Origin of the sequence: Mesorhizobium sp. M0615 (assembly GCF_040320805.1) — a bacterium.
In the GTDB taxonomy this organism is placed as follows: domain Bacteria; phylum Pseudomonadota; class Alphaproteobacteria; order Rhizobiales; family Rhizobiaceae; genus Mesorhizobium.
This window is the reverse complement of record NZ_JAMYQI010000006.1, coordinates 112,609-131,634: the sequence shown is the minus strand read 5'-3', so window position 1 is coordinate 131,634 and position 19,026 is coordinate 112,609. Positions and strand designations below refer to the sequence as shown.

The 19,026-nt window shown below is 63.6% G+C and carries 18 protein-coding genes; 10 read left to right on the top strand and 8 right to left on the bottom strand.

Features of this window, described 5'->3' with window-relative positions:
- Positions 1–9: 9 nt before the first annotated feature.
- Positions 10–642 (bottom strand): class I SAM-dependent DNA methyltransferase, encoded by a 633-nt coding sequence (locus tag NKI46_RS12140; RefSeq protein WP_031204315.1) that lies wholly within the window; start codon positions 640–642, stop codon positions 10–12.
- A 106-nt stretch (positions 643–748) separates the two neighbouring features.
- Between NKI46_RS12140 and NKI46_RS12135 the strand changes: the two genes are divergently transcribed.
- On the top strand, positions 749–1,651 hold the full coding sequence (locus NKI46_RS12135; protein WP_023685107.1) for a phosphotransferase family protein: 903 nt from the start codon (positions 749–751) through the stop codon (positions 1,649–1,651).
- Position 1,652: 1 nt separating this feature from the next.
- On the opposite strand, the gene NKI46_RS12130 is transcribed toward NKI46_RS12135, so the two are convergent.
- Together NKI46_RS12130 and NKI46_RS12125 are read right to left on the bottom strand one after the other, a co-directional pair.
- Positions 1,653–2,576 carry a DMT family transporter gene (locus NKI46_RS12130; protein WP_023692641.1) on the bottom strand — a complete coding sequence of 308 codons (924 nt, stop codon included), beginning with the start codon at positions 2,574–2,576 and terminating at the stop codon, positions 1,653–1,655.
- A 72-nt stretch (positions 2,577–2,648) separates the two neighbouring features.
- Entirely contained in the window at positions 2,649–3,929 is a 1,281-nt protein-coding gene (locus NKI46_RS12125; protein WP_352746370.1) for an amidohydrolase family protein, read from the bottom strand.
- A gap of 175 nt (positions 3,930–4,104) precedes the next feature.
- Between NKI46_RS12125 and NKI46_RS12120 the strand changes: the two genes are divergently transcribed.
- On the top strand, positions 4,105–5,862 hold the full coding sequence (locus tag NKI46_RS12120; RefSeq protein WP_023685110.1) for an ABC transporter ATP-binding protein: 1,758 nt from the start codon (positions 4,105–4,107) through the stop codon (positions 5,860–5,862).
- Positions 5,863–6,018: 156 nt separating this feature from the next.
- On the opposite strand, the gene ilvD is transcribed toward NKI46_RS12120, so the two are convergent.
- The gene (gene ilvD, locus NKI46_RS12115; RefSeq protein WP_352746367.1) at positions 6,019–7,863 is read right to left on the bottom strand and encodes a dihydroxy-acid dehydratase; all 1,845 of its coding nucleotides are present in this window, start codon (positions 7,861–7,863) and stop codon (positions 6,019–6,021) included.
- A gap of 270 nt (positions 7,864–8,133) precedes the next feature.
- Here ilvD and NKI46_RS12110 point away from each other — a divergent pair, with 270 nt between their 5' ends.
- Entirely contained in the window at positions 8,134–8,604 is a 471-nt protein-coding gene (locus NKI46_RS12110; protein WP_023685112.1) for a VOC family protein, read from the top strand.
- 178 nt (positions 8,605–8,782) lie between these two features.
- Here NKI46_RS12110 and NKI46_RS12105 read toward each other — a convergent pair whose 3' ends face one another.
- Positions 8,783–10,375, bottom strand: coding sequence for a peptide chain release factor 3 (locus NKI46_RS12105; RefSeq protein ID WP_352746365.1), 1,593 nt, complete (start codon positions 10,373–10,375; stop codon positions 8,783–8,785).
- A 138-nt stretch (positions 10,376–10,513) separates the two neighbouring features.
- Between NKI46_RS12105 and NKI46_RS12100 the strand changes: the two genes are divergently transcribed.
- Positions 10,514–11,587, top strand: a complete 1,074-nt coding sequence (locus NKI46_RS12100) for an NAD(P)/FAD-dependent oxidoreductase (protein ID WP_352459247.1) — start codon at positions 10,514–10,516, stop codon at positions 11,585–11,587.
- Here NKI46_RS12100 and NKI46_RS12095 read toward each other — a convergent pair.
- From NKI46_RS12095 to NKI46_RS12085, 3 genes are all read right to left on the bottom strand, one after another.
- On the bottom strand, positions 11,581–12,954 hold the full coding sequence (locus NKI46_RS12095) for an amidase (RefSeq protein ID WP_352459248.1): 1,374 nt from the start codon (positions 12,952–12,954) through the stop codon (positions 11,581–11,583). The genes NKI46_RS12100 and NKI46_RS12095 overlap by 7 nt on opposite strands.
- 301 nt (positions 12,955–13,255) lie before the next feature.
- Positions 13,256–14,050, bottom strand: a complete 795-nt coding sequence (locus NKI46_RS12090; RefSeq protein ID WP_352459249.1) for a class II glutamine amidotransferase — start codon at positions 14,048–14,050, stop codon at positions 13,256–13,258.
- A 15-nt stretch (positions 14,051–14,065) separates the two neighbouring features.
- The gene (locus NKI46_RS12085; RefSeq protein WP_023685117.1) at positions 14,066–14,320 is read right to left on the bottom strand and encodes a DUF6356 family protein; all 255 of its coding nucleotides are present in this window, start codon (positions 14,318–14,320) and stop codon (positions 14,066–14,068) included.
- A 115-nt stretch (positions 14,321–14,435) separates the two neighbouring features.
- Here NKI46_RS12085 and NKI46_RS12080 point away from each other — a divergent pair, with 115 nt between their 5' ends.
- From NKI46_RS12080 to NKI46_RS12055, 6 genes are all read left to right on the top strand, one after another.
- Positions 14,436–14,906, top strand: a complete 471-nt coding sequence (locus tag NKI46_RS12080) for an Lrp/AsnC family transcriptional regulator (RefSeq protein ID WP_023690042.1) — start codon at positions 14,436–14,438, stop codon at positions 14,904–14,906.
- A gap of 85 nt (positions 14,907–14,991) precedes the next feature.
- Complete coding sequence (gene dut / locus NKI46_RS12075) at positions 14,992–15,477, top strand: dUTP diphosphatase (RefSeq protein WP_023690041.1); 486 nt, start codon at positions 14,992–14,994, stop codon at positions 15,475–15,477.
- Entirely contained in the window at positions 15,478–16,137 is a 660-nt protein-coding gene (locus NKI46_RS12070) for an HAD family hydrolase (RefSeq protein ID WP_352746360.1), read from the top strand. It abuts the gene before it with no gap.
- 176 nt (positions 16,138–16,313) lie between these two features.
- Complete coding sequence (locus NKI46_RS12065) at positions 16,314–17,132, top strand: hypothetical protein (RefSeq protein WP_352459251.1); 819 nt, start codon at positions 16,314–16,316, stop codon at positions 17,130–17,132.
- Positions 17,133–17,208: 76 nt separating this feature from the next.
- The gene (locus NKI46_RS12060) at positions 17,209–18,012 is read left to right on the top strand and encodes an isocitrate lyase/PEP mutase family protein (RefSeq protein ID WP_023834356.1); all 804 of its coding nucleotides are present in this window, start codon (positions 17,209–17,211) and stop codon (positions 18,010–18,012) included.
- A 12-nt stretch (positions 18,013–18,024) separates the two neighbouring features.
- The gene (locus NKI46_RS12055; RefSeq protein WP_352459252.1) at positions 18,025–19,023 is read left to right on the top strand and encodes a proline racemase family protein; all 999 of its coding nucleotides are present in this window, start codon (positions 18,025–18,027) and stop codon (positions 19,021–19,023) included.
- The last annotated feature ends 3 nt before the right edge of the window (positions 19,024–19,026 follow it).

The window sequence follows — 19,026 nt, the reverse complement described above, 5'->3', positions numbered from 1 at the left end:
AAACCTGGATTAGCTCACACGGAGCACAAGGCCGCGGCTGGGCACGGTGTCAGCCTCGCCCGGCATCGAAACATAAGGCGCAGTCTCCTCGGCGCGGACAACCCTGCCCTCAGCTTCGAGTACAGCGATGCGTTCGGCGAAGCCGGCGTTCCACAGCGTGTTCTTGATGGTCAGCACGATGACGCCACCGGGACGGCAGACGCGGATCAGTTCGTCCAGCCCCTCGGCGCCGACATGGCCGGAGGTGAAAACGCCGGCCGAGACGATGCCGGCATAGGCATTGTCGGCAAAGGGCAGTGGCCCGCCGAGCGCCAGGCAATGCAGCGCCGAATAGACGCCCTTTGCCGCCGCTTTAGACAGCATGCCTTGCGAAATATCGAGCGCTTCGACCTGGGGATAGCCGGTGATGGCCAGCCACTCGCCGATCAGCCCGGTGCCGGCGCCGGCGTCGAGAAGCGGTGCGGCGCCGCGCGGCAGATGGCGGGCCAGCAGGGCCAGGCAGATCGTCGGATGGCGGTAGCCGGCGGCCGACATGTCGGCATCGTAGGTTTCCGACCAACTGTCATAGATCGCGGCGACGTCCTCGGGCCGTTGCGCCGCATAGGCGGCGCCAAGCCCGCCATGATCCTTGTTGCCCGCCATGGCTGTTTCTCCGCCAGCTCGCTGCTCACCCTCGATCGGATGATAGCCAAACGGCGAAAACTGTGGAACCGTTGTCGCAAGAAATACACGGCCAAGGGCAACAGGCATGGGGACGGACGAGGCACGCGCAACACTTGCGGCAATTCCGGCATTTGCGGGCTATGACGGACCGCTTGAGCGGCTGGGCGGGATGACCAATCTCGTCTTTCGGGCCGGCGATATCTGCCTGCGTATCCCCGGCAAAGGCACCGAGGAGTATATCAACCGCGCCAATGAAGCGGTGGCGGCGCGTGAGGCGGCCAAAGCGGGCGTCAGCCCCGAAGTGCTGCATGTCGACCCCGCGACAGGCGTGCTGGCGAGCCGCTTCGTTGCCGGCGCCGTGACGATGTCGCCGGAAAAGTTCAAGCTGCGCGCCGGCAGCCCGGCCCGCGCCGGCGAAGCCTTCCGCAAGCTGCACACGTCCGGTGCGGTATTTCCGTTCCGCTTCGAGCTGTTTGCGATGATCGACGACTATCTCAAGGTCTTATCGACCAAGGAAGTCGCCTTGCCGCCGGGCTACCATGACGTGGTGCGCGAATCCGACACCGTGCGTGCGTCCCTTGCCGCGCATAGACTGCCGATTGCCGCCTGCCATTGCGATCCACTGTGCGAGAATTTTCTCGATACGGGCGAGCGGATGTGGATCGTCGACTGGGAATATTCGGGGATGAACGACCCGCTCTGGGACCTCGGCGACCTCTCGGTCGAAGGCCGGTTCGACACCGCGCAGGAGGAAGAGATGATGCGCGCCTATTTCGGCGGCGAGGCAAAACCGGCCGAGCGCGGCCGCGTCGTCACCTACAAGGCGATGTGCGACCTGTTGTGGACGCTCTGGGGCCTTATCCAGCTTGCCAACAACAACCCGGTCGAGGATTTCCGCGCCTATGCCGACGGCCGCTTCGCCCGTTGCAAGGCGCTGATGGAAACGCCTGAGTTTTCACGGCATCTGGCGGCGGTGCGCCAAGGTTAGGTCAATTCACGCCTTTCGGCACGTTCTCCGGCGGCACGACTGTTTCGACCACCTTCTGGCGGTGGAAGATGAACAGGCCGGCGAGCACGACGATGGCCGAGCCGATCAGGATGCGCGGTCCCGGCAGGTCGCCGAAGAAGGCCAGGCCGAAGATCACCGCCCATAGAAGCAGGCTGTAGTGCAGCGGCGCCAGCGTCGAGGCAGGGGCCAGTTTCAGCGCCCTGGTAATCATCAGATGCGCGCTGCAGGAGACGATGCCGAGCAGGAGCATGGCGCCGAAATCGAGTGCCGAGGGCGTCTGCCAGGCGCCTATGGTCATCACGCCGCCGACGAGCAGCGTGCCGATAGTCTGCCAGGTGACCAGCGTTGTGTCGCTGGTGCCGCGCAGGCGGCGGCTGAGGATGATGGCGAAGGCGAAGGCAATGCTGCCGACCAGTGCGAACAGCGAGGACTGCGAGAACGCCGCCGAAGACGGCTTCAAGATGATCAGCACGCCGCAGAAGCCGACCATGATGGCGGCCCAGCGGCGCCAGCCGACCTTTTCGCCGAGCAGGAAATGCGACAGCGCCGCTACATAGATCGGCCCGGCCATGTAGAAGCTCATCACGTCGGCAAGCGGAAGATAGACGACGGCGGCATAGAACAGCGCCGTGTCCGCCGTGGTCGCCAGCACGCGCAGAATCTGGAGGACCGGCCGCTCCATCCGGAACAGTCTGCGGGCGCCCTGGTTGGCGATCATCGGGCCGAGCACGATGAAGGCGCCGATGGATCGGATCAGCACCACCTGGCCGACAGAGAAGCTGGCGACCAGCCATTTGCCCATCGCGTCGTTCAGCGCGAACATGAAGTCGCCGGCCAGCATCAAGAGGATGCCGGCCAGAAGCGCGTTCCTGATAGTGAAGGTGCGGACGAGCGACTGGGCCATGCGGCTCCCTAGCTGCAAGCGGTCGCTTTGACGAGGCAAATCGGTAAGACCAGCGGCGGAAATCGGCTGTTTCTACGCAGTTTTGTGCCGCCGGTTCACCTGTCCGGGACGGCCGGCGATCGACAGCCGTGTCTCCTGTTTCGTGCGCTCGGCCACCACCTTGCCCCTGGCGACGACGCACAGCCGTTCGGCACGCAGCCTCAAGGCCTCGATCGGGTTGCCTGCATCGAGGATGACGAAGCTGGCGCGCTTGCCCACGGCAAGGCCGAGATGATCGAGGCCCATGATGGCGGCGTTGACATTGGTGACCATGTCGAAGCAGCGTGCCATGTCGGCAGGGCTCGACATCTGAGCGACGTGAAGCCCCATGAAGGCGACGTCGAGCATGTCGGCGGTGCCCAGCGAATACCAGGGGTCGAGAACGCAATCCTGGCCCCAACCGACGCGGATGCCGAGCGCCAGCATCTCCTTCACCCGGGTCATTCCGCGGCGTTTGGGAAACGTGTCGTGGCGGCCCTGCAGCATGATGTTGATCAGCGGATTGGGGATCGCCGACACACCGGCCTCGGCAATCAGCGGCAGCAGCTTGGAGACGTAGTAATTGTCCATCGAGTGCATTGAAGTCAGATGCGAGCCGGCTACCTTGCCCTGCAGGCCAAGGCGCTGCGTCTCATAGGCAAGCTGCTCGATGTGGCGCGACAGCGGATCGTCGGTCTCGTCGCAATGCAGGTCGACCATCAGCCCGCGCTTCGCCGCGATTTCGCACAATTCGGTCACCGAGCGCGTGCCGTCGGCCATGGTGCGTTCGAAATGCGGGATGCCGCCGACGATGTCGACGCCCATGTCGAGCGCGCGCAGCGTGTTCTGGCGCGCCGTCGGCGAACGGTAGAAGCCATCCTGCGGGAAAGCGACCAGTTGCAGATCGATATAGGGCGCGACAATCTTCTTGACGTCGAGCAGCGCCTCGACCGCCAGCAGCCGGTCGTCGCAGACATCGACATGGGTACGGATGGCGAGCAGGCCCATCGAGACCGCCCAGTCGCAATAGGCGAGCGCCCGCTCGCGCACCGCGTCATGCGTCAGGAGCGGCTTCAGCTCGCCCCATAGCGAAATGCCCTCCAGCAGCGTACCCGAAGCGTTGATGCGTGGAATGCCGTAGGACAGCGTTGCATCCATATGGAAATGCGGATCGACGAAGGGCGGCGAGATCAGATTGCCACGGGCGCCGATCGACGTGCCGGCGCTGACATGCAGTTCGGGCTCGATGGCGACGATCGTCTCGCCGATGATGCCGAGGTCGGCGACGGTGCCGTCGGGCAGCGTTCCGCCGCGCACAACAAGGTCGAAATCCATCTGTCGTCATCTCCCCGCAGATCAATCGCCGCAATCGTGGCGCAAAAGACACCGTGCCGCAGCCGATTGTCTCCGCGACAGCGAAAGGTTCCATCCGGCCACAACTCGCTCTATAAGCCGCCTTTCGCCCTGGTGGCGAATCCGAAATTCGTCAGTCAGGCATGGGATCGGCCATTTGTTTCGCTTCTTCCGTTCGACGGAAAACCAGCGCCTTATCGCAAGGCTTTTGCGGGAATCCTTTCACGCGCATAGATTTGGCTACGCTGCGGCCATTCTGTCGATGCTGGTGGTGGCGGCAACGACAGCAGCCAGCGCCTATATGCTGCGCGAAATCACCAATGAATTCGTGGTTTACAAGCGGATTGGGCAGGTCAATCTGATCGCGGCGGCGACCGGAGCGATTTTCATTCTCAAGGGCTTCGCAAACTTCATCCAGGCCTACTTCATGAGCAGGGTCGGCAATGCCATCATCGCCGACCGGCAGCGCAAGATCTATGACAGCATTCTTGCGCAAGGCATCGAATTCTATCATTCGACCTCTTCGTCCGAACTGATTTCGCGCATGACGAACAATGCCCAGGCCGCGCGCAGCGTGCTCGACCAAATCGTCACGTCCTATGTTCGCGACCTGGTGACGCTGGCTGCGCTGGTGGGTGTGATGGTCTGGCAGCAGCCGGCGCTGTCCCTGATCTGTCTGGTGATCGGGCCGATCGCCATTTACGGCGTCAATCGTATCCTGAAGCGCGTCCGAAAAATTGCCTCGCAAGAATTCCGTTCGCTCGGCCAGATCGTGCAGGTGATGCAGGAAACTGCGATCGGCGTGCGCGTCGTCAAATCCTTCGGTCTCGAAGGCGCCATGCGCAAGCGCATGTACAAGGCCGTGTCGGACGTGGAGAGCCGCGCCAACAACATCGCCACGCTGGAGGCCGCCACCAGCCCGGTTATGGAAACGCTTGCGGGGCTGGCCATCGCTGGCGCCGTTTTTGTCAGCGGCTTCCTGGTTCTGGGCGGCGGCGGTCAGATGCCGGGCAACATCATGGCCTTCATCGCGGCGCTGCTGTTGGCCTATGAGCCGGCCAAGCGCCTGGCCCGCGTACGCATCTCGCTTGAAACCGGCATTGTCGGCGTGCGCATGATGTTCCAGCTCGCCGACCGGCCGCTGACGCTGGCCGAAAAGCCGGATGCAAAGCCGCTGCGGGCCGGGCCGGGCGAGATCCATTTCGACAATGTCAGCTTCGCCTACCCCGAAAGCGCGCCGGTGTTCGAGGGACTGGACCTGACGCTTGCCGCAGGCAAAATGACGGCGCTCGTCGGACCCTCGGGCAGTGGCAAGTCGACCATCCTCAACCTGATCATGCGCATGTACGACCCGCAGAGCGGCAGGGTGATGTTCGACGGGCAGGACATTTCTTGTGCCACGCTCACCTCGGTCAGGGAAAAGATCGCCTATGTCAGCCAGGACACGTTCCTGTTTGCCGGCACGATCATGCACAACATCAGGCTCGGGCGCGAGGGCGCCACGGACGAGGAAGTAATGGCCGCCGCAAGGGCCGCCAATGCACATGACTTCATCAGCGCCCAGGCGAAAGGCTACGACACGGATGTCGGCGAGAATGGCGCGCTGCTGTCAGGCGGCCAGCGCCAGCGCATCTCGATCGCACGCGCCATGCTGCGCAATGCCGAAATCCTGCTTCTGGACGAGGCGACCAGCGCGCTCGACGCCGAATCCGAGGCGCTTTTCCGCGACGCGCTGCAGCAGCTGACGGTCGGGCGCACCACCATCGTCATTGCCCACCGCCTGTCGACCGTGCACCAGGCCGACACGATCGTGGTGCTGGAGGCCGGCAAGGTGGTGGAAAGCGGCGCGCATCGCACGCTGCTCAACCAGGGCGGACTGTATCAGAAGCTTTATGAGTATCAGCTGATGCCGTGAGCTTTACCCTCCCCCTTGTGGGGAGGGTCGCTGCGCAGCAGCGGGGTGGGGGTGGGCGCCGCCCCCCCCCCCCCCCCCCCGGCCGCCCCCCCCCCCCGGGGGGGCGGGGGGGGCGGCGCGGCCGCGCGGGGGCGCCGGCCCCGGGCGCCGCCCCCCTCACTCCGGCACGTGCCGCACCGCGCCCTTGTCGGCGCTGGTGGCGAAGGCGGCGTAAGCGCGCAGCGCGGTCGTCACCTTGCGTTTGCGCTTTTCCTCGGGCTTCCAGGCCATGGCGCCCTTTGCCTCCATGGCCGCGCGGCGCGCGTCGAGTTCAGCGTCGCTGACAGCAAGCCGGATCGTGCGGTTGGGGATGTCGATCTCGATCGTATCGCCTTCCTGCACCAGTCCGATCGTGCCGCCTTCCGCTGCTTCGGGCGAGGCATGGCCGATCGACAGGCCTGATGTGCCGCCGGAGAAGCGGCCGTCGGTGACCAGCGCGCAGGCTTTGCCGAGGCCTTTCGACTTCAGATAGCTCGTGGGATAGAGCATTTCCTGCATGCCGGGACCGCCGCGCGGTCCTTCATAGCGGATGACGACAACATCGCCGGCCTTGATCTCGTTGGACAGGATCGCCTTGACGGAGGCGTCCTGGCTTTCGAACACGCGGGCCAGGCCGGTGAACTTCAGGATCGATTCATCGACGCCCGCGGTCTTCACGATGCAGCCGTCGAGCGCCAGATTGCCTTTCAGCACGGCGAGGCCGCCGTCTTTCGAGAACGGCGTCTTGGCTGAGCGGATGACGCCCTTCTCGCGGTCGAGATCGAGCTCGTCCCAGCGGCGGTCCTGGCTGAAGGCGACCTGCGTCGGCACGCCCCCCGGAGCGGCGAGAAAGAAGTCGCGGACGCTCTGGCTCGAGGTGCGGGAGATGTCCCAGTGGTCGAGCGCTTCGCCAAGGCTCGCCGTATGCACCGTGGGCAGGTCGCGATTGAGCAGCCCGGCATTGTCGAGCTGGCCAAGGATGGCCATGATGCCGCCGGCGCGGTGGACGTCTTCCATATGCACGTCGGACTTGGCCGGTGCGACCTTGCATAGCACCGGAACCCGCCGTGACAGCCGGTCGATGTCTTCCATGGTGAAGTCGACTTCGCCCTCGTGCGCGGCGGCCAGGATATGCAGCACGGTGTTGGTCGAGCCTCCCATGGCGATGTCGAGCGTCATGGCGTTCTCGAAGGCGCCCTTGGAGGCGATGCTGCGCGGCAGTGCGGACTCATCATCCTGCTCGTAGTAGCGCTGGGCGAGATCGACGATGAGATGGCCGGCCTCGACGAACAGCCGCTTGCGGTCGGCGTGGGTTGCCAGGGTCGAGCCGTTGCCGGGTAGCGACAGGCCGAGCGCCTCGGTCAGGCAATTCATCGAATTGGCGGTGAACATGCCGGAGCACGAGCCGCAGGTCGGGCAGGCCGAGCGTTCGATGACCTTGACGTCCTCGTCGGAGATCTTGTCGTCGGCGGCGGCAACCATGGCGTCGACCAGGTCGAGCGCCTGTGTCTTGCCGGCGAGCACCACCTTGCCGGCTTCCATCGGCCCCCCGGAGACGAAGACGCTTGGGATATTGAGGCGCAAGGAGGCCATCAGCATGCCGGGCGTGATCTTGTCGCAATTGGAGATGCAGACCATGGCATCGGCGCAATGCGCGTTGACCATGTATTCGACTGAGTCCGCGATCAGCTCGCGCGACGGCAGCGAATAGAGCATGCCGTCATGGCCCATGGCGATGCCGTCATCGACGGCGATGGTGTTGAATTCCTTGGCGACACCGCCGGCCTTCTCGATCTCGCGCGCCACCAACTGGCCAAGGTCTTTCAGATGGACATGACCCGGCACGAACTGGGTGAAGGAATTGACCACCGCGATGATCGGCTTGCCGAAATCCGAATCCTTCATGCCGGTGGCGCGCCACAGGCCGCGGGCGCCGGCCATGTTGCGGCCGTGGGTGGTGGTGCGGGAGCGATAGGCAGGCATGAATCTTCCTTGGCTGGCTGGCTGCGCTCAACGCGGAGCGTGGCGGCGCTTAATTTGGACCGCAGGGTTTATAGACCGGCAAGTATGGTCTGGCCACATTTTTGCAATGCGCCAGAGTCTCGCTGAAAATCAGGGTTTCGAAAAAGATTGCCGGCCAGTGTCGGATCGCTAGCCCGGCATCCGTCCTTGGACGACGGCAAGGGAATGGCACCATTTCTATAAGTCAGCAGCTTCACCTGTAACCGCAACCAAACACCCGAGGAGCATGACATGCAAAAGATCACCACCTGCCTGTGGTTCGATGGCCAGGCCGAAGAGGCGATGAATTTCTACGTCTCCATCTTCAAGAACTCGAAGGTACTGAGCGTGCTGCGTTGGCCCGAAGGCCATACCGATGCCGGCAAGGCGCTGGTAACCACGTTCGAACTCGACGGCGTGCAGTTCCAGGCGCTGAACGGCGGACCGCAATTCAAGTTCAACGAGGCGATGTCACAGTCGATCGACTGCAAGACCCAGGAAGAGGTCGATTATTTCTGGGACAAGCTCATCGAAGGCGGCGGCGAACCGTCGCAATGCAGCTGGCTGAAGGACAAGTTCGGCGTCTCCTGGCAAGTCGTGCCGGAGCAGCTGCCGCGCCTGCTTCTGGATCCGGACCGGGCCAAGGCCGGGCGGGTGATGTCGGCGATGATGCAGATGAGCAAGATCGATATTGCCAAGATCGAGGAAGCTGCGAAGGGGTGAGAAGCGGCCGCGTAGCGGACGAAAAGCCAATTGCTTTGCTTTTCGAGCTTCGAACGCCCTGAGTCATGCGAACGGCCGGCGCGCGTTGGAGCCAATTGACCCTTCAACGTCGGCGCTGCCCCTCATCCGCCCTTCGGGCACCTTCTCCGCGTAAACGGGCAGAAGGAAAAGGGGCGCCTTACGCCGCCTTGTCGCGGACCTGGTAGTCCTTGATGGTGGCGAAGCGGATCGCCCTCCAGCGTTCGGCTTCGTAGTTCAGCGAGAAGGCGTTCTGGGCCAGAAACACCGGGTCGTTGTCGAGATCGCGGGCGATGTCGCCGCGATGCGCTTCGATGAAGCGAAGCGTCTCGCCCTTGTCGTCGGCCGAGATCCAGCGGCAGACCGAGAAGCGCGACATTTCGAATTCGACCGGCAGCGTGTATTCGAAATTCAGCCGCTCCTTCAAAACGTCGAGCTGCAACGCGCCGACAACGCCGACGATGGCCGGCGAGCCGTCTTCCGGCGAAAACAGCTGCACGACGCCTTCCTCGGCCATCTGGTGCAGCGCTTCCTTGAGTTTTTTCGCCTTCATCGCGTCGCCGAGGCGCACACGGCGCAGGATTTCCGGCGCGAAGTTGGGTACGCCGCGGAACAGTATCTCCTCGCCTTCGGTCAGCGTATCGCCGATACGCAGCGTGCCGTGGTTGGGAATGCCGACGACATCGCCGGCAAACGCTTCGTCGGCGGTGACGCGGGTGCGGGCAAAGAAGAACTGCGGCGCCGACAGGCTCATCGGCTTGCCGGTGCGCACCAGCTTGGCCTTCATGCCGCGCTCGAGCTTGCCCGAACAGACGCGCACGAAGGCGATGCGGTCGCGATGGTTGGGGTCCATATTGGCCTGGATCTTGAACACGAAGGACGTCATCTTCTCCTCCGTCGCCTCGACCTTGCGGGTGTCTGCGTCCTGCGCACGCGGCGGCGGGCCGAAGGCGCCGAGCGCCTCGATCAGGTCGCGCACGCCGTAATTGCGCAGCGCCGAGCCGAAATAGACCGGTGTCAGATGGCCTTCGCGGAAGGCGTCGATGTCGAGCGGGCGGCAAGCTTCGCGCGCGAGCTCCAGCTCCTCGATGAAGGCCTCGCGCTCGTTTTCCGGCAGCAGGCCGGCGACGCGGTTGGAGTCGGGGCCGTTGACCGGCGTGCGCTCTTTCTCGGCATCGCCCCTGCGCACAGCGTTGAGCGCCAGGTGGTAGGTGCCGGCAAAAGTCTTGCCGCGGCCGATCGGCCAGGTGATGGGGGCAGTGTCCAGCGCCAACTTCTGCTCGATCTCGTCGAGAATTTCGAACGGGTCGCGGCTTTCGCGGTCCATCTTGTTGATGAAGGTGATGATCGGGATGTCGCGCAGCCGGCAGACCTCGAACAGTTTCAGCGTGCGCGGCTCGATACCCTTGGCGGCGTCGATGACCATGACGGCGCTATCGACCGCCGACAGGGTGCGGTAGGTGTCGTCGGCAAAATCCTCGTGGCCGGGCGTATCGAGCAGGTTGAAGACATTGTCCTCATATTCGAAGGTCATCACCGAGGTGACGACCGAAATGCCGCGCTCGCGCTCGATCTTCATCCAGTCGGACCGGGTCTGGATGCGATCCTTCTTGGCCTTGACCTCGCCGGCAAGCTGGATGGCGCCGCCGAACAGCAGCAGCTTTTCGGTGAGCGTCGTCTTTCCGGCGTCGGGGTGGGCGATGATCGCGAAAGTGCGGCGGCGCGATACCGCCTGTTCGATGTCTTCAGCCAATTTCTGGAATCCTGTCTGTGGCGCGGGCTTCTAGCAGCGCATTGCTGGCCTGTCGACAGTTTCGGGCCGGCAGGCCGACCACACTTGAGCTTGAATCGTTACGGTGGCATCAGAGGAGCCCATTCTGAGAGGTCCGGTATGAGCAGCGCTAAAGAAGTCATCGTCATCGGCGCCGGCATTATCGGGGCGTCCATCGCCTGGCACCTGACCAAGGCCGGGGCGCGGGTGACTGTGATTTCCGATAGTGGTGCCGGCGGCGTCGCCACGCCAAACTCCTTTGCCTGGATCAACGCCAGCTGGGGCAATCCCGAAATCTATTTCCGGCTGCGCATCCGTGCGATGGCCGAATGGAAGCGGCTGGCAAACGAGCTGCCCGGCCTGCCGCTCGCCTGGTGCGGCGGGCTGTGCTGGGATCTGCCGGCCGACAGGCTCGAAGCCTACGCGGCTGAGCACGCTTCCTGGGGTTACGGCATCGAACGCGTCGACGCCGGGCGCGTAGCGCAAATCGAGCCCAATCTCGTCGAGCCGCCGGAATTCGCTGTCTATGTCGCGGAAGAAGGCGTGGCCGAACCGGTCGCAGCGGCCAAGGCGCTGCTGGCCGACGCAGAACGGCAAGGTGCGCGCGTTCTCTCCAGTTCTGTAACCGCACTTGTCCAGACCGATGGCAGGATTGCCGGTGTCGATACATCGCATGGGCTGATGCCAGCCGAAGAGGTGGTGATCGCAGCCGGTGTCGGGGCGCCCGATATTGCCGCTACCGTCGGCATCAAGCTGCCGATCGAGACGCCGCCCGGTCTGATCGTCCACTCGCAGCCCTACAAGAAGCTCCTCAACGGGCTGGTGCATGCCGAAAAGCTGCATATGCGCCAGACGGCGGAGGGCCGCATCATCGCCGGCTCGGATTTCGCGGGGAGCGATCCCGGTGAGAATCCCGACGCCACGGCGCGCGAGCTGTTTGCAGCAATGAAGGCGGCCTTGCGCGGCGCCGACGAACTGGAATTCGATTTCCACACGGTTGGCTACCGGCCGACGCCGATCGACGGCTTTCCGATCATCGGCCGCGCCGAGGGCACGGAAGGTCTCTATGTCGCCGTCATGCATTCCGGCATAACGCTGGCGCCCGCGGTCGGGCTGTTCGCCACGCGCGAAATTCTCGACGGCGAGCGTGATCCGCTGCTGACGCCTTATGGGTTGGGTCGGTTTGCTCAGTAGCCCGGCGGACGCTTGAAGCCGCCGGTCAGCGCTTCGATCGCCTTGGCGATGCCGAGCAGCCGCGATTCCGACCAGCGCTTGCCGACCAGTTGCAGGCCGATAGGCAGGCCGTCGCGGTCTTGCCCGCAGGGCAGCGAGAGTGCCGGATGGCCGGAATAATTGAAGACCGCGCCATAGGCCGGTAGCATCCAATAGCTTTGCTCCTTGCCGTCGACTTCGATCGGCGTGCCGGGCTCACAATGCGCGAAGGCCGTGGTCATGGCGACCGGGCACAGCAAGGCATCGCAGGTTTCGAAGAACCTGTCCCAGGCCAGGATCGAGCGGTCGCGGCGAGCGAGCGCCTCGAACCAATTGGTGATCGGCGTTGGCTGCTCCGGCGGTTCGGGCTGCGCTGCCTCCAGCATCATGCCGATCAGATCGCCGCCCTGCTCCAGATCGTCATGCAGATCGATCTCAGGCAAGTTCGCTTCTTCCACAATCACCCCTGCTGATTGCAACCGCTTGGCCAGGCTTTCGGCGGCGACAGCGATTTCGCCAGCCACCGGAAAGCCGGTGATGGACGGCGCCACGGCGATGCGCAATGTCTTGAGGTCTAGCCTGAGCATGGCCTCTACGGGCACCGGCGCGAGGTCCGTGTCTGCTCCGTCCGGGCCGGCGATGATTTTGTAGATCAGCGCAAGATCCTCCACGCTGCGCGCCAGCGGGCCGAGGCAGGACATCAGCCGCACGCTACGCGCCGCGCCGTTCGGATCGGGGAAGGCGCCGGCCAGGGACACGCGGTGCTCGGTCGGTTTCAACCCGTAGACGCCGCAAAAAGCCGACGGCAGGCGGATCGAATCCTGCATGTCGGTGCCGACATCGAACGGCGTCATGCCGGCCGCCACCGCTGCCGCTGCGCCACCGCTGGACCCGCCTGACGTGCGCGATCGGTTCCACGGATTGCTGGTGCGACCGAACAGCGGATTGTCCGATTGCCAGTCGCCCAGCATCGTCGCGACATTGGTCTTTCCAATCAGGATGCCGCCTGCGGCTTTCAATCGGGCGACGACCGGGCTGTCTGCCTTTGCCACATAGTCGGCGAATGGTGCGAAACCAACCGTGGTCTTCATATCAGCGGTTTGGTGCATGTCCTTCAACGTGAAAGGCACGCCATGCAGCGGTCCGAGCGCATCGCCGCGCGCCTGCACCGCGTCGGCTTGTTTCGCGCGCTCGCGGGCGCCTTCCCGATCGAGATTGACGACCGCGTTGACCGCCTCGCTGTGTCGGTCGATTTGGGTCAGATGGGCGTCCAGAGCTTCGACGGCGGAGATCTTTCGCGCCGCGATTGCGGCGGCGAGATCGATGGTCGAGGAAAAGGCGAGGTCCATGATTGCTCCGGCTGCTGCCAAACGTATCGCGGTTAAAAACCAAGTTCAGCATTCGGAGATCATCGGCGCTTGATCAAAATTGCGCTTGCCGGTCGGTTGAGGTTGGCGCTCTACGGCGCCCCCCTCTGTCCTGCCGGACATCTCCCCCACTTTGGGGGGCGATTGGCAGCTTTGGCTTCGGCGCCCCTTTTCCTGCGTTGAAAATTGGCGAAGGCCGCCGTGACCTCCAATCTCCCCCCTCGTGGGGGAGATGTCCGGCAGGACAGAGGGGGGCGCGAAGGAGTGCGGCTTAGACTAGGGCCTAGACGACCAGTGCCAGCCTTGCCACAGCCGGCACGAACGGCCGAATGCTCATCCCATCGCCAGTGATCGTGACAAAACTCGCGGGCGGGATGGCCTGCCATTCCCCGCCCTCGCGATCGAAAGGCTCCGACACGATGCAACGGCCGGCATTGCGCACCGACGTGTACAGCGTCGGCGCGTGATCGTCGCTGGCATAGCGCACGGCATACAGCGCCTTTCCATCCGAAAAGGCCGCAGTCAGTTTCAAGGCTGGCTCCAGACCGGCGCGGCGCGATGCCTCGATGACGCGGGCGGTGGCGCGCGATACTGCCCCTTGCGGGTCGCCAGCAAGACCCTCGTCGATCATCAGCAGGAAAAACAATTCGGAATCGGTGGTGCCCTCGCGCTGGTCGAAGACGGCGTCAGAGAGCGAGTTCTCCAGCGCGCGGCGGATCTTTTCGAAGCCGCCGATCTGGCCGTTGTGCATGAACGACCAGCTGCCGGAGATGAAGGGATGGCAGTTCATGCGGCTGGTGGCGCCGCCGGTCGACGCCCTGACATGGGCGAGGAACAGGCCGGATTTGATCTGCCGGCATAGGCTTTTCAGATTGGGATCCGACCAGGCCGGCAGGATGTCGCGGTAGAGGCCGGGCTCGGGCCGGTCGCCATACCAGGCAAGGCCGAAACCGTCGCCATTGGTCGGCGACTTGGCTTCCTGGGCGCAATGGCTCTGGGCGATCAGCGAGTGGCAAGGCGCGGTGACGACGTCTTCGAGGAAGACCGCTTCACCCAGATAGGCCGCCCATCGGCACATGGCTTCTAACCAATCCTAGGCGCGATCCAAGAGAGCCTGGGGCTCCTTGACCGCGTGCGAGCCTCTGTTGTGCGTCCGCTCGTAGAGTTCGCGAACGATTCGGCTTGCCGTAGTTTCGAAGAGAAACGGCAAGAAAGCGTGAACGAGTGCCGCACCAGCGGCCATCAGGAGGCGCGAGCAGAACCAGGCGGCAAAGGCCATATGGCTGAAATAGGTCTCGCCCACCTTGGCCGGGTGAGAGGTGAACAGCTTCGAAAACAGCGTCGTCATGGTGATCCCTCCTGCCGGGATAAGCCCCCGATGTGGGTATCCTGCCACGGGGTAAAGGTTCATCGGTCTCAATTTGTCCTTGTCTAACGCCGTGGTTCGGGACATTCATCCCAACATGGCGCTTGAATTTGATGAAATCGACCGAAGATTGCTGGCCGAGCTGCAACGCGACGGCACACTGTCGGTCGATCAGCTCTCCGAAAAAGTGTCGCTGTCGCGCAACGCCTGCTGGCGCCGGGTCAAGCGGCTGGAAGAGGACGGCGTCATCACCGGGCGGGTGGCGCTGGTCGATGCCGACAAGCTCGGGCTCGGGCTTTCGGTGTTCATCCTGATCCGCACGTCCAATCATGACCCGGACTGGCTGCAGAAGTTTCGGGCGGCGGTGACCGGTTTTCCCGAGATCACCGGAGTCTATCGCATGTCCGGCGATCTCGACTACGTGCTGCGCGCCCGCGTCGCTGACATGAAGGCCTATGACCGGCTCTATCAGCGGCTGATCGCCAAGGTGGCGCTGTCGGACGTTTCGGCCTCCTTCGTCATGGAGGAGATCAAGGAGACGACGGTCGTTCCGGTGGAATTGCGCTAGGTCACACTGACGCCCGAAAGAAAGCCGTTGATAGGCCTGCGGACGAGTTGACCGAATCGCCGTTCGCGCCGATAGGATCGATTTTATGCGCGCAGCCCTCCACAATTCCTCCGTCATCGGTCCAACCGTCGGCTTCGTCAGGTTGCCGCATGGCGATGGACTTCCCCTTCCCGCTTACGAAAGCACCGGCGCCGCCGGCATGGATCTGCGCGCCGCGGTGCCGGAAGACCGGCCGCTGCTGATCCTGCCTGGCAAGCGCGCCTTGGTGCCGACCGGTCTGATCCTGGAAATTCCCGAAGGAATGGAAGGCCAGGTGCGGCCGCGCTCCGGCCTTGCCTTCAAGCATGGGCTGACCGTCCTCAATTCACCAGGCACGGTCGACAGCGACTATCGCGGCGAGGTTAAGGTGCTGCTGGTCAACCTCGGCGACGAGGATTTCGCGGTGACGCGCGGCATGCGCATTGCCCAGATCGTCTTTGCCGCGGTGACGCAGGTGACGGTTGAGGAGCGCTCGCTGGCCGGCGCCACGACGCGCGGCGCGGGCGGGTTCGGATCGACCGGCACCGCCTGAATGAGCATACCGAAACTGGTCATCTTCGACTGCGACGGAATCCTGGTCGACACCGAGAACCTTGCCAACCGGCGGCTTGCCGAGTGGTTTGTTGCCGCCGGTTATCCCACCACATTCGGATATTGCCGCAAATATTTTTCCGGCCGCAGCATGGCTTCGGTGCAGAAGGAAATCGAAGAGACGACCACGGTGCGGCTCGGCGCCGATTTCGTCGATCGCTGGAATGCCGGCCTGCCCGATCTGTTTGCGCATGGCGTCGAGGCGATCCCCTATGTGCGCGACTTCATCGAGGCGGTTCGCGCGGCCGGCATTCCCTATTGCGTCGCCACTTCCGCGCGTATCTCGAAGATGCACATCACGCTCGGCCAGACCGGGCTGCTGCCGCTGTTCGAGCATGCCATGTTCTCTTCGACCATGGTCAGCCGCGGCAAGCCATTCCCGGACCTGTTCCTGCATGCGGCAAAGACCATGGGCTTTGCGCCCGCCGACTGCATCGTCATCGAGGACAGCGTTGCCGGCACGCAGGCCGGCATTGCCGCCGGCATGCGTGTCTATTCCTATCATGGCGATCCCTATTCCGACCGCGATGGCCTGGCCAGCGCCGGCGGCGTCCTGTTCGACGACATGCGCGAACTTGCCGGGCTGGTGCCGATCCACTGAAGCTGTGTTAGGTTCCGCGCGGCCAGCCTGAGGCGCCCATGCCAACGAACCTGCTTCGCTCCATCCTAAAGCGTTTCACCGTTTCATGGAAACGGCGAACCGCTCTATCTTCTTGTTTTGTTGCAATTTCCGGCCGGAAAACCGCACACACTTTTCCTGAAATTGCTCTAGCGCTTGTGCTGCTGCCGTGGCTTTGGACCGCAGCCGGCGCGCAAGCCGTCAGCTTCCCGGAATTCGCCGGCGCCATCCCCGGCCACATGAATGTGACCTATCTGGACCTCGCAAGGATGGTCATTCCCGGCCTCGCAGGTGACAGCAACGGTTTCTACCGGGGTGGATTGCCGATCGAGATGGGCCACATCGAGGGACCGGATGACGGCGGTTCGCCGCCTGAGACATCGGGTCTCTCCAACGCCGGCGTGCTCGCCATCAAGGCCGGGGGTAAGGACCGGCTGGCGATGCTCTACGACCTCGGCGACTCTCCCGACAGCGCCGAAGGCTATGCCGTGCTGGCGCTCTACGACATCACAGACAAGCCGAAGCTGCTCGACGCCGTCAATGTCGCGCTCGACCGCGGCACCTATTTCCGTGAACCGGGCAAGCTTTCCGTTGGGCCGAACGACGACATCGTGATCACCATGAGCGCGCATTTCAATTCAAGCCAAAACTACGCGATCACGCCGCTGATCATGGTGCGCGACGACAAATTCCAACTGATCGACATGATCTTCACCTTCGATGAGAACCTGTGCGCCTACAGCCGCAAGCAGGACGTTGCTTTCCAGACGATCGCTGACGGGCAGCCTTATGCCGCAGTCAAAGTGACGGTGACCGACGCCACGGTGCTCAACGGCGAGAGCTGCGACGGCCAGCCGCCCAAGCCTGAAGCCCACGCAATTTCCGTTACCTATCATTGGGACAAGAAGACGTTGCACTACGTCAGGGATTCCGACGCGCTGGACAGATTGGCAGGAGAGAACGCCAAACGCTTCTGAGCCAACCGCATTCGTTTGCCCGGTGCATTTCTGCACGATAGAATCTGCCGATATTCCGCATCTGAAGGGAGCACTCATGGACAAGGGCAAGATCTTTCGCGACCTGCACGCCTCGACCTTCGTCATGCCCAACCCCTGGGATGTCGGCACGACCAAGCTCCTGGCCTCCTTCGGCTTCAAGGCGCTGGCGACGACCAGCGCCGGTTTTGCCTTCTCGCGCGGCCTGCCCGATGGCGCAGTGACCTTCGAGGCGATGATCCACCATTGCCGCGAGCTGACGGCGGCAACCAGCCTGCCGGTGTCGGCCGATCTCGAGAAAGGCAAGGGCGACAGCGCGACGAGTGCCGCCGAGACGGTTTTTGCGGCCGAAGCGGCAGGTCTCGCCGGCTGCTCGATCGAGGACCATACCGGCGATCCCGACAAGCCCATCTATGAGTTTTCACACGCCGTCGAGCGCGTTGCAGCTGCTGCTGAAGCCGCACGGGCGCTCAAGCATGATTTCGTCTTCACCGCACGGGCCGAGAATTTCCTTTGGGGCAAACCGGATCTCGACGACACGATCAAGCGGCTGCAGGCCTTCGAAAAGGCCGGCGCCGATGTGCTCTATGCGCCCGGCCTCAAAGATGTCGAGACCATCCGGGACGTCTGCTCGGCGGTGAGCAGGCCGGTCAACGTCATGGCACTGTCGGCCTTCACCATCGCCGACCTTGCCATGGCCGGGGTCAAGCGCATCTCGCTCGGTCCGTGGCTGACCAATTTCGCCTTCGGCATGCTGGAAACCGCGGCGCGCGAGATCCAGCAGGACGGCACGTTCGGCTTCACCCGGGCCGCCATGCCGTTCGGCAAATTGCAGGCGCTGTTTTCCAAATCCTCAGGGTAGGGGTCCCGGCGCATGACGCTCACCGTCGTCGACATGCACACCGGCGGTGAGCCGGTCAGGATCGTCACGGACGGCTATCCAGACATTCCCAAAGGCACGATCCTGGAAAAGCGTGCCTATGTGCGCGACCACCTCGACCATTTGCGCAAGCTGCTGATCTTCGAGCCGCGCGGCCACTACGACATGTATGGCGCGCTGCTGGTGGAGCCCGACCTGCCCGGCGCCGAGCTGGCCGTGCTGTTCATGCACAACGAGGGCTATTCGACGATGTGCGGCCACGCCATCATTGCGCTTGGCCGCTACGCCGTCGACGAAGGGCTGGTGGTCAAGCAGGAGCCAATCACCACCGTCAACATCGAGGCGCCGTGCGGCATGGTCGTCGCTTCGGTGGAGGTCAAGGACGGCAAAGCGGGATCGGTGTCGTTCGAAAGCGTGCCGGCCTTTCTGTTTGCCCATGACCAACAAATCGAATTGGGGGGATACGGCAAGATTGCGTTCGACATCGCCTATGGCGGCGCCTTCTACGCGCTGGCCGGCTGCCATCAATTCGGCCTGGAGTTCGGCCGCAGCCGGGTGCGCGATTTCGTCGACGCGGCAACCGCGCTGACCGAGCGGCTGAAGGCGGCGTTCCCTCTATCGCATCCCGACCATGCCGATCTCGCTTTCCTCTACGGCACCATCCTCACCGATGGACACGATGCATTCTCCAGCGAGGCAACGCAAAACATCTGCGTCTTTGCCGATGCCGAGGTCGACCGCTCGCCGACCGGCTCCGGCGTCACCGCGCGGCTGGCGGCAATGCATGCCAAGGGTGAGATCAACCCTGGTCAGGAGCGGTCCTTCGAAAGCATCGCCGGCTCGCGCTTTTCCGGAGCGGTGGCGCGCACGACCATGGCCGGCCCGCATGATGCGATCATCGCCCGCGTCGGCGGCCGCGCCTACTATTCGGGCCGGACGGAATTCACCGTCGAGCCGGATGACGAATTGGGACGCGGTTTCCTTCTGCGTTGATAG

What these genes read in the sequence shown, in the direction of transcription:
- NKI46_RS12100 (WP_352459247.1), top strand. Translation starts at nt 10,514, where the DNA reads ATGAGCAGCGCTAAAGAAGTCATCGTCATCGGCGCCGGCATTATCGGG.
- dut (WP_023690041.1), top strand. Translation starts at nt 14,992, where the DNA reads ATGCGCGCAGCCCTCCACAATTCCTCCGTCATCGGTCCAACCGTCGGC.
- NKI46_RS12095 (WP_352459248.1), bottom strand. Translation starts at nt 12,954, where the DNA reads ATGGACCTCGCCTTTTCCTCGACCATCGATCTCGCCGCCGCAATCGCG.
- NKI46_RS12125 (WP_352746370.1), bottom strand. Translation starts at nt 3,929, where the DNA reads ATGGATTTCGACCTTGTTGTGCGCGGCGGAACGCTGCCCGACGGCACC.
- NKI46_RS12140 (WP_031204315.1), bottom strand. Translation starts at nt 642, where the DNA reads ATGGCGGGCAACAAGGATCATGGCGGGCTTGGCGCCGCCTATGCGGCG.
- ilvD (WP_352746367.1), bottom strand. Translation starts at nt 7,863, where the DNA reads ATGCCTGCCTATCGCTCCCGCACCACCACCCACGGCCGCAACATGGCC.
- NKI46_RS12060 (WP_023834356.1), top strand. Translation starts at nt 17,209, where the DNA reads ATGGACAAGGGCAAGATCTTTCGCGACCTGCACGCCTCGACCTTCGTC.
- NKI46_RS12070 (WP_352746360.1), top strand. Translation starts at nt 15,478, where the DNA reads ATGAGCATACCGAAACTGGTCATCTTCGACTGCGACGGAATCCTGGTC.
- NKI46_RS12135 (WP_023685107.1), top strand. Translation starts at nt 749, where the DNA reads ATGGGGACGGACGAGGCACGCGCAACACTTGCGGCAATTCCGGCATTT.
- NKI46_RS12090 (WP_352459249.1), bottom strand. Translation starts at nt 14,050, where the DNA reads ATGTGCCGATGGGCGGCCTATCTGGGTGAAGCGGTCTTCCTCGAAGAC.
- NKI46_RS12085 (WP_023685117.1), bottom strand. Translation starts at nt 14,320, where the DNA reads ATGACGACGCTGTTTTCGAAGCTGTTCACCTCTCACCCGGCCAAGGTG.
- NKI46_RS12080 (WP_023690042.1), top strand. Translation starts at nt 14,436, where the DNA reads ATGGCGCTTGAATTTGATGAAATCGACCGAAGATTGCTGGCCGAGCTG.
- NKI46_RS12055 (WP_352459252.1), top strand. Translation starts at nt 18,025, where the DNA reads ATGACGCTCACCGTCGTCGACATGCACACCGGCGGTGAGCCGGTCAGG.
- NKI46_RS12110 (WP_023685112.1), top strand. Translation starts at nt 8,134, where the DNA reads ATGCAAAAGATCACCACCTGCCTGTGGTTCGATGGCCAGGCCGAAGAG.
- NKI46_RS12130 (WP_023692641.1), bottom strand. Translation starts at nt 2,576, where the DNA reads ATGGCCCAGTCGCTCGTCCGCACCTTCACTATCAGGAACGCGCTTCTG.